The sequence below is a fragment of the Deltaproteobacteria bacterium genome (genome assembly GCA_009929795.1).
Taxonomy (GTDB): domain Bacteria; phylum Desulfobacterota; class Desulfovibrionia; order Desulfovibrionales; family Desulfomicrobiaceae; genus RZZR01.
Genome location: RZZR01000107.1, coordinates 1 through 8,022 on the forward strand (window position 1 = coordinate 1; position 8,022 = coordinate 8,022).

Here is an 8,022-nt window from a genome sequence, read left to right on the forward strand (position 1 = left end):
GCCCCGTCGGCCATGGCTCACAATTCGACGCCCTGCCCTGCCTTCAGGTCCAGATGCTCCGTGTTCCGGGCGAACTCTCGCAGATACCCGCCAAACGACTCAGCATCCTGCTCCAGGCATGGAAAGGTCCCCCAATGCATGGGAACGACTTTTCGGCACTTGAGCAGACCGCAGGCCATGGCCGCCTGTCTCGGGTCCATGGTGAAGACTCCGCCCATGGGCAACAGGGCCACGTCCAGGGGGTACAGCCGACCCCATATCTCCATACTCGAAAAGATGCAGGTGTCTCCGGCATGATACACATGAAGGCCCGAGGGGGTCTTGATTATAAACCCCACCGGAGTCCCGGCGGCCGAGGAATGAAAGGCCGGGACCATGGTCGCCTTGAAGCCCACGTGGGCCACGGTTCCCCCGACGTTAAAACCGATCCCGTTCAGAATCCGACTTTGAGGCAGTCCTTTGGCCTTCATGGCTCCGGCAAGTTCCACCTGGGCCCCGAGCATGGCCCCCGTGGCCGTACAGATCTCCAAGGCCTGCCCAATATGATCCCCGTGATCGTGGGTGACCAGGACCATGTCCACCGGCCCCACATCTTTCCATGACTGACGGGCCGATGGATTGCCCTCGAACCAGGGGTCGATGAGAACCTTGGCCTTTCCATCTTCCAATTGAAAACAGGCATGACCATGCCATGTCAATCGCGCCATTTTCCTCCTCCTCGATCATGGTTCCACGACGAAATACCTTTCCCCGCCCAAATCTCAGTTCGAGCAATCCTCCCGGGCCGGTTCCGCTCCCTCGACCTTGGCCAGTTCCTTCTGCAAGCATGACTGCAGCCTGGCGTCTATGCAGGAAACAATAATCTCGGTCATGCTCTTGCCGCAGCAGGCGGCGAGAATCTTGAGCTTGCGGTGATACTCCACCGGCAGCCGTAGGGTGAGTTGTTTGGTCGTCTGTTCGTTCTTGGCCATCCTTGCCTCCGTTATTCTCTTCGTATTGTCATAACTCCGGTCAGGCAAGCCTCGATTCCCGGTCTGGACAGAACTGCGCCTGTCTCTCTTGAGACATTGACGCAGATGCCTTTTTTGGATAACCATTCATACAAAATTGTCGGATTTCGCCCTTCGGCCATGTCCATCCTGAACTCTGGAATCTTCAACCCCATTATGGAGGACCCCATGCGCATGAAAAAACGTTGGCTGAGGGTCGGCATGGCCATGGCCATGGCCCTGGCCTGTTGCGTCCCGTCGGCGGCCACTGCCGAAACCGAGGACACCGTCGCCCCGGGAAGACAGTTGGCCAGACAGGCTGTGAGGGAAGACGCCAGACAGCTCTGGATCACGGCCGACCATTCCAGATTTCCGCTTCTTAAGGAAGAGTTCGGCACCGCTCCGGAAGTCACCAAAGCATGTCTCTCATGCCACAACGAGGCTGCTCTCCAGTTTCACAAGACCATCCACTGGACATGGATCGACCCCAACGACGAGACAGGAAAGACCGGCAAAGGCGGCCTGACCGTCAACAACTTCTGCATCAACATCCTCAGTAACGAGCCCCGCTGCACATCCTGCCATGCCGGATACGGATGGAGAGACAAGGACTTCGACTTTTCAAGCCAGCAGAACGTCGACTGTCTCGTCTGCCACGAGCAGACCGGCACCTACAAGAAATTCCCGACCATGGCCGGTTTCCCGGTCTCAGAACCAACGCCCTTCGACGGCAAGACCTTCGAGCCACCAAACTACAACGCCATTGCCCAGAGCGTGTCCCGGCCCACCCGGAACAACTGCGGAACCTGCCATTTCTACGGTGGCGGCGGGGATGCCGTGAAACATGGAGATCTCGATTCGTCCATGTTCAACCCGAGCAAGAACCTCGACGTCCACATGGGCATTGACGGTCAGAACTTCGACTGCGTCCGCTGCCACACCACCAGACTCCACCAGATCGCAGGCCGCATCTATTCCACCCCAGCCGTGGAGGAGCGCAAAAGCCTTCTTGAGGATGACCTGACCCCCAAGATCATGTGCGAGTCCTGCCATGGCGCCCATCCCCACAAGGCCAACTTCAAGGCCAACGACCACACCGACAAGGTCGCCTGCCAGGCCTGCCATATCCCAACCTTTGCCCGGGTCATCCCCACCAAGATGTGGTGGGACTGGTCCCTGGCCGGGGACACGAGCCGTCCGGTGACCAAGGACGAATTCGGCATGACCTCCTACGATCCCAAGAAGGGCGAGTTCCTTTGGGCCAAGGATGTTATTCCGGTATACCATTGGTTCAACGGAGCCATCGACACCCTGACCGCCGACCGGACCATCGACCCCTCAAGAGAAGTCAAGGTTTCCTGGCCCATGGGGGACATGAATGACCACAAATCAAGGATCATGCCCTTCAAGGTCCACCGGGGCAAGACACCCTACGACAAGGTCCGCAATAACATGGTCATTCCCAAGCTTTTCGGCCCCAAGGGCAGCGGGGCCTATTGGGCCGAATATGACTGGACCGTGGCCGTGGAAAAAGGCATGGCCTACGCTGGCCTGCCCTTCAGCGGCGAGGTTGGATTCGTCGAAACCTCCTACGTCTACCCCACTACCCACATGGTTGCCCCCAAGGAACAGACCTTGGCCTGCAAGGCCTGCCATTCACGAAACGGACGGTTGAACAATCTCGGCGGCTTCTACATGCCCGGGCGGGACACGGTCCGGGTTCTGGATGTCGGCGGTTGGTCCATTGTCGTGGCTTCCCTGGTCGGCGTGGCCCTGCATGCCCTGGGACGAGTGTTCTCCGGACGCTCCAAGAGAAAGGAGAATTGACATGAGTACAGGCAAAATGGTCAAAATTTATCTCTACACCCGGTTCGAACGCTTCTGGCACTGGTTGCAGGCTCTGCTCATATTCATGCTCCTGCTGACCGGATTCGAGGTTCATGGGACCTTTTCCCTCTTTGGTTTCCAGCGGGCGGTGGAACTGCATAACTTCTTCGGCCTGAGCTGGATCATCCTCTTCGTGTTCATCGTCTTCTGGGTCTTCACCACCGGCGAGTGGCGGCAATACATCCCCACCACCAAGAAGCTCTTCGCCGTCATGCGCTACTACTCCTCGGGCATCTTCAAAGGTGAACCACACCCGGTAAAAAAGTCCAGCCGTGCCAAGCACAACCCTCTCCAGCGTTTGACCTACCTTGGCTTGACGGCTGTGCTCCTGAGCCTGCAGATGTTCACCGGGTTCCTCTACTATATGTACAACGACTGGGCTGTCTGGGGCCTGAGCTTCCTGGGTCTCGGCTTCCTGGCCATCGTTCACCTAGCCTGCGCCTTTCTGATCCTGTCCTTTGTCGTCGTCCACATCTACATGACCACCACCGGGCACACCATCGGCGCCCATATCGCGGCCATGTTCAGCGGCTGGGAAGAAGTCGAGGAAGGCGAGGAAGAGGATTGGGAAATCAGACAGAGACGCTAACCACTCATCAACTCCATTCCAAGCATGGGAAAAAGGGGGGTTCTGCCGACGCAGTGCCCCCCTTGATCGGTCTGCCGCCTGTTCTGATTCTGTTTCAGAGAATCAAACCCGGTGATTCCAAGGTTTTGAACGCCAATCCTTATCTGTGATTCAGCACTTCCGCCAAGTGCGCTCCACTTTCTTGCGCCTTCAGCAATATATCTGAATGGGATTTTATACCACCACGGTCAAAGATTTCCATCACTGGAATCTCGGCGACAATTTCGTAGCCCAACGCTTCCAAAGGCAAACGCATGGCATCCAAAGCAAAGCCCATGTCTTTTTTATTATCCTGCTCGCCAATAGCCGCGATGACCGCCTTTCTCCCCTGTCCGGAAAGATGGCTGGACCATTGTCGAGGCCTTGTGTCATTAAATTCATAAAAACAATACAGACGGTCTATGAACGCCTTCATCCATGCCGTGATGTTGTAATTGTGCACGGGCGAGACGAGCACGAGCCCCCGGCTATCCAGCACTTCCGGATACAGTAACGTCATGCCGTCATGGAAGCGTGTGCAGATTTTTTCCGCACGGCATTTCTCGCACCCGATGCATGGCTCGTAACGGTAATCACGAAGGTGAACGCTTTTGGTTTCCTTTACGTGTTCTGCCGCTCCTCCCAGAATGGCCAGAAGGAGATGGTGAGAGTTGCCGAATTTTCTTGGGCTTCCTTCAATCCCCAGAACTTTATTAAAAATTTTCATCTTCAAAAAATGAATACTCCCGTTATTGTCGTCAAATACAGTGGTACTGCTCCTGTTTTAACTGCGTTTCAGACCCAGAAGCTGCCGGCAACCGTGCCTGCGACCAAAATCACACCCGTCAGCCATTGACATGGCCGAAAGGGGAAGGCCGGAGTCCAGGCCCATGGACCATCAAGATTTCTCGCCGACAGGGCCAGGGCCTGGTTCCATGATCCCGAAGCCATGACCCTAGTCACGGCCACGACCTGAGCCGAAGCCGACCGGAATCTTCCCAGAGCGGGCAACCTGACCCGGGATGCCTGGCGAACCTCGTGAGCAGCCTGCCGAATTCTCGGCAGTGTCTGAAGCATGACCCCCAGGCCCGCTCCGACCTTCCAGGCCCTGCTCCCGCACACAGGCCTCAGCATCCAGACCACGGCCGGCCCGACCTCGGCCATGCAAGTGGAACCGATCAGAATCCCCCCCCAGAGAAGAAGAAAAGTCATCCGAAGGGCGAGCAACCCGGCTCCCAGAGCCGAAGCTTCCAGCCCGATCCCGGAGTCGAGGATATCGAGACAGAACTTGACCGCCACCCAAAGGGCCAGAGAAACGATGATGGCCGCGGAAAACCCTGGCACAGACCGCCTCCGGCGAACCGCCAGGAAGAGCACAGACAATCCCAGAACCCAGCCTCCAAGCAGGTACGTCGGCATTCGCCAGACCATGATCCCGAAGAATACGGTCAAAAAAATCTTGATGCGGGGATCGAAACTCCTGAGAGCATCACTCTTCACGAATTGCAGTCCCCTTCCTTAACAGGATCGAGTGCCTTCTCGCTCCAGTCCCTGATCTTTCGCTCCTGGATCCAGGAGCAAGGGGGACGCACTCCGGCCTCCAGCGCCCTGTCCAAAACACGAGCTGGCTCTCCAGCCTCAAGAACACGGCCATTACTCAGAAGAACAAGGACGTCGGCCAGGTCGATCAACGGTTCGATGTCGTGACCGGTGACGACCTGGGTCAGCCCCGCCGTTCGCTGATCCCGGAGGATGGTCCGCATTTCAAGAATTCCGGGATAATCCAGTCCGCTCAAGGGCTCGTCCATGAGCAAAATCCGCTGGTCACCGAGCAAGGCTCCTGCAATGGCCAGGCGCTTTCGCTCCCCGCCCGACAGGGCATGGACGGGAGTCTCCCACGCCTTGGCCAGCCCGAACCGGGCCGCAGCGGCCCGGGCCCTCATCTCCAGAGACGCGGAAGGGAGCCCTGCTCCCCTGCCCCCCAGAATCAGGTCTTCACCCACGGTTCCGCCAAGAATCTGAACCCCTGGATCCTGAAAAACCAGGGCGCAGGATCTGCGACCTTCGGAACCGGGTCCGGAGGCCGGCCCCCCATTCACCGCGATCCGGCCCAGATCTGGCCGCAAAAGTCCGCAGGTTAGGAAAAGAGCCGTGGACTTGCCGCTTCCGTTAGACCCGGCCATGATGGCCAGAGTTCCCTTGGGGATGTGCAGATTGAGGCCCCGGAGGGCCAGTGCCCCTCCAGGATACCGGAGGTGAACGTCTTCGAAGAGGATCATTGGGGCGTCAGGTTTCGGCGGAAAAGCATCCTAGCTGCGGCAACGGCCAGGGTGAGCTTGATGGCCGCCCCGGGCAGGAAGGGCAGCAGGCCGACCTGAAGAGCCCGGGTCCAGCCGATGCTCAGGGTAAACTTGAGCCAGGGCACACCAAAGGAGTAAATGGCGGCCAGACCCAGAAAACCGAACAGGACAAGCCGGAAGAGTCCTGGCCTTTCCTGGCCTCTCCGGGCCAGTCCAGCCACGGCCGCACCGACCGCGAACCCGAATAGAAACCCGCCGGTGGGGCCGAACAAATGCCCAGGTCCGGCCCCGGCTCCGCTGAAGACGGGCAAACCGATCACTCCGGCCAAAAGGTAGAGGCCCACGGCCGCAGCCCCTCCTCCAGGGCCGAGGACGAACCCGACCAACAGAACAAACATGGTCTGCAGAGTCATGGGCACCGGCCCAAGATGAAACTGGACAAAAGTCCCAGCGGCGATGGCGGCCGCGCCCAGACCGGTCCAAACTAGGCGATGCATGGCCATGGCCGGAGATTCAGTCACGAATATCCTTCCTTGGAGACGGTGATCCGGCCGAGTTTCGCAAGGACCGCCTCGGTCAGAAGCGTCAGGGTTGACTTGTCCGTGGCAGAAATTGGGATACCATCTGGAAAATCGAGCTCAACTCTCCCTCGGCCTGCTTCATCCAAAAGATCCCACTTGTTCAAAACCAGGATCCTGGGGGCTTCACCGAGCCCAAGATCCTCGAGAATGCCGTTGACAGACTCTACATGCATGGATGCTTCGGGGTGACCGGCGTCGAGAACGTGGAGGAGGAGATCAGCCTCGGAAAGTTCCTCCAGTGTTGCCATGAATGCCTGTTTGAGCTCCTTGGGCAGGGCCCGGATGAACCCGACCGTATCCGTAAAAATCACTTCCCGATCTTCCGGGAATCGGAGCCTCCGACTGGTGGGGTCCAAAGTTGCGAAGAGCTTGTCCTCGGCCAAAACCTTGCTGTCTGTCAGGGTGTTCAGGAGGGTTGACTTGCCCGCGTTGGTGTAGCCGACCAGGCCGACGATGGGAACGTCGTCCCTGGTCCGCCGGGCCCGGACCGTCTTACGCTGCCGCCGCACCCCCTCCAGTTCCCGCTCCATGTGGGCGATCCGGTCCCGGATTTTCCGCCGGTCCAGTTCAAGACGGGTTTCGCCCGGCCCCCGGCCTCCGATGCCTCCGGCCAGACGGCTGAGCGCCCGGTTCTGACCGATGAGCCGGGGCAGGGTGTACTTGAGTTGGGCCATCTCCACTTGGAGCTTTCCGGCCCGGGTCGATGCATGTTGGGCGAAGATGTCCAGGATGAGCTGAGTCCGGTCGATGACCCGACGCTCTGTGATCAGGGACAGGTTCCTCATCTGGGTCGGGCTGAGTTCGGCATTAAAAATGACCAGTGAAGCATTCTTCTGCAGCAGGGCCACCTCCAGCTCGGCCAGTTTGCCCTTGCCCAGGATATGTCTAGGATTGACCGCCGTAACCCGCTGGATGAACGTCCCGGCCACATAAACCCCGGCCGTCTTGGCCAAGGCGGACAGCTCCAGGAGCTCCGTCTCCTGGGCCGCCCGGGGCCGAATGTCCACGCTGACGAGAAGGGCTCGCTCCGTGCCCGGATCAAGATCCAAGGTCTGGCCGGTTCTGGCCAATTCATCCTCAAGGGCCTCGGCCTGGGCCAGAAAGTCAAACTCCACCCGGCTCCAGGCCGTGGATTCGGAGACGCTGTAAGGCTTGTCGTCGGCGTTGGGAGGTAACAGGTGCGCCCATTGGGCCCGTGCGGGTTCCTCGTCTACCACGCTCAGGACACAGACCGAATCGAGCCGCAGGAAAACCATGTCCATGAGATCCTCCTGGGAGAGCAGAGAATCTCCGAGATGGGTATGGACCAGGCGCAGGCCGCTCAATCGGCCCGTAGAGTGGCGGTATCGGGTCAACTCGGGGATAAGGATACCCTTGTGGTCGCCGACGATGACCATGACCGGGGTTCCCTTGCGGTCGACGAGGATACCGATTTGGCGGCTTGTCCAGGCCGTCAGCTTGGCCAGTTCTCTGGCCTGGTCGAGACTGAATCCCCCCTGGTTCGGAAATTTCCTGTCGTAGAGACGTGTTGCGGACTTGATCTGACTGGGCTTCAGCCCGTTCAGATTCCCTCTGAGTTTCGCTGCGATATCCTCCTCCCGTCGTGGTATATATGTGAAATCCCCCCATCAAGCGGGCCTTCTCGTATGTATTCGCCC

At 58.8% G+C, this 8,022-nt stretch carries 9 protein-coding genes; 2 read left to right on the forward strand and 7 right to left on the reverse strand.

What is annotated here, in order from left to right:
- Positions 1-17: 17 nt before the first annotated feature.
- Both EOM25_10520 and EOM25_10525 read right to left on the reverse strand, forming a co-directional pair.
- Entirely contained in the window at positions 18-707 is a 690-nt protein-coding gene (locus EOM25_10520) for a metal-dependent hydrolase (protein NCC25610.1), read from the reverse strand.
- A 54-nt stretch (positions 708-761) separates the two neighbouring features.
- Complete coding sequence (locus tag EOM25_10525) at positions 762-971, reverse strand: hypothetical protein (GenBank protein NCC25611.1); 210 nt, start codon at positions 969-971, stop codon at positions 762-764.
- A 207-nt stretch (positions 972-1,178) separates the two neighbouring features.
- Here EOM25_10525 and EOM25_10530 point away from each other — a divergent pair, with 207 nt between their 5' ends.
- Positions 1,179-2,816 carry a tetrathionate reductase family octaheme c-type cytochrome gene (locus EOM25_10530; protein NCC25612.1) on the forward strand — a complete coding sequence of 546 codons (1,638 nt, stop codon included), beginning with the start codon at positions 1,179-1,181 and terminating at the stop codon, positions 2,814-2,816.
- A 1-nt stretch (position 2,817) separates the two neighbouring features.
- Positions 2,818-3,465 carry a cytochrome B gene (locus EOM25_10535; protein NCC25613.1) on the forward strand — a complete coding sequence of 216 codons (648 nt, stop codon included), beginning with the start codon at positions 2,818-2,820 and terminating at the stop codon, positions 3,463-3,465.
- 139 nt (positions 3,466-3,604) lie between these two features.
- On the opposite strand, the gene EOM25_10540 is transcribed toward EOM25_10535, so the two are convergent.
- From EOM25_10540 to hflX, 5 genes are all read right to left on the reverse strand, one after another.
- Positions 3,605-4,210, reverse strand: a complete 606-nt coding sequence (locus EOM25_10540) for a flavodoxin family protein (protein ID NCC25614.1) — start codon at positions 4,208-4,210, stop codon at positions 3,605-3,607.
- A 68-nt stretch (positions 4,211-4,278) separates the two neighbouring features.
- A complete protein-coding gene (locus EOM25_10545) occupies positions 4,279-4,983 on the reverse strand; it encodes a hypothetical protein (GenBank protein ID NCC25615.1) in 705 nt (234 codons plus the stop codon).
- The gene (locus EOM25_10550; protein ID NCC25616.1) at positions 4,980-5,762 is read right to left on the reverse strand and encodes an ABC transporter ATP-binding protein; all 783 of its coding nucleotides are present in this window, start codon (positions 5,760-5,762) and stop codon (positions 4,980-4,982) included. The genes EOM25_10545 and EOM25_10550 overlap by 4 nt, the downstream gene beginning before the upstream one ends.
- Positions 5,759-6,304 (reverse strand): biotin transporter BioY, encoded by a 546-nt coding sequence (locus tag EOM25_10555; protein NCC25617.1) that lies wholly within the window; start codon positions 6,302-6,304, stop codon positions 5,759-5,761. The genes EOM25_10550 and EOM25_10555 overlap by 4 nt, the downstream gene beginning before the upstream one ends.
- A complete protein-coding gene (gene hflX / locus EOM25_10560; GenBank protein NCC25618.1) occupies positions 6,301-7,953 on the reverse strand; it encodes a GTPase HflX in 1,653 nt (550 codons plus the stop codon). Before hflX ends, EOM25_10555 begins: the two co-directional genes overlap by 4 nt.
- Positions 7,954-8,022 lie beyond the last annotated feature (69 nt).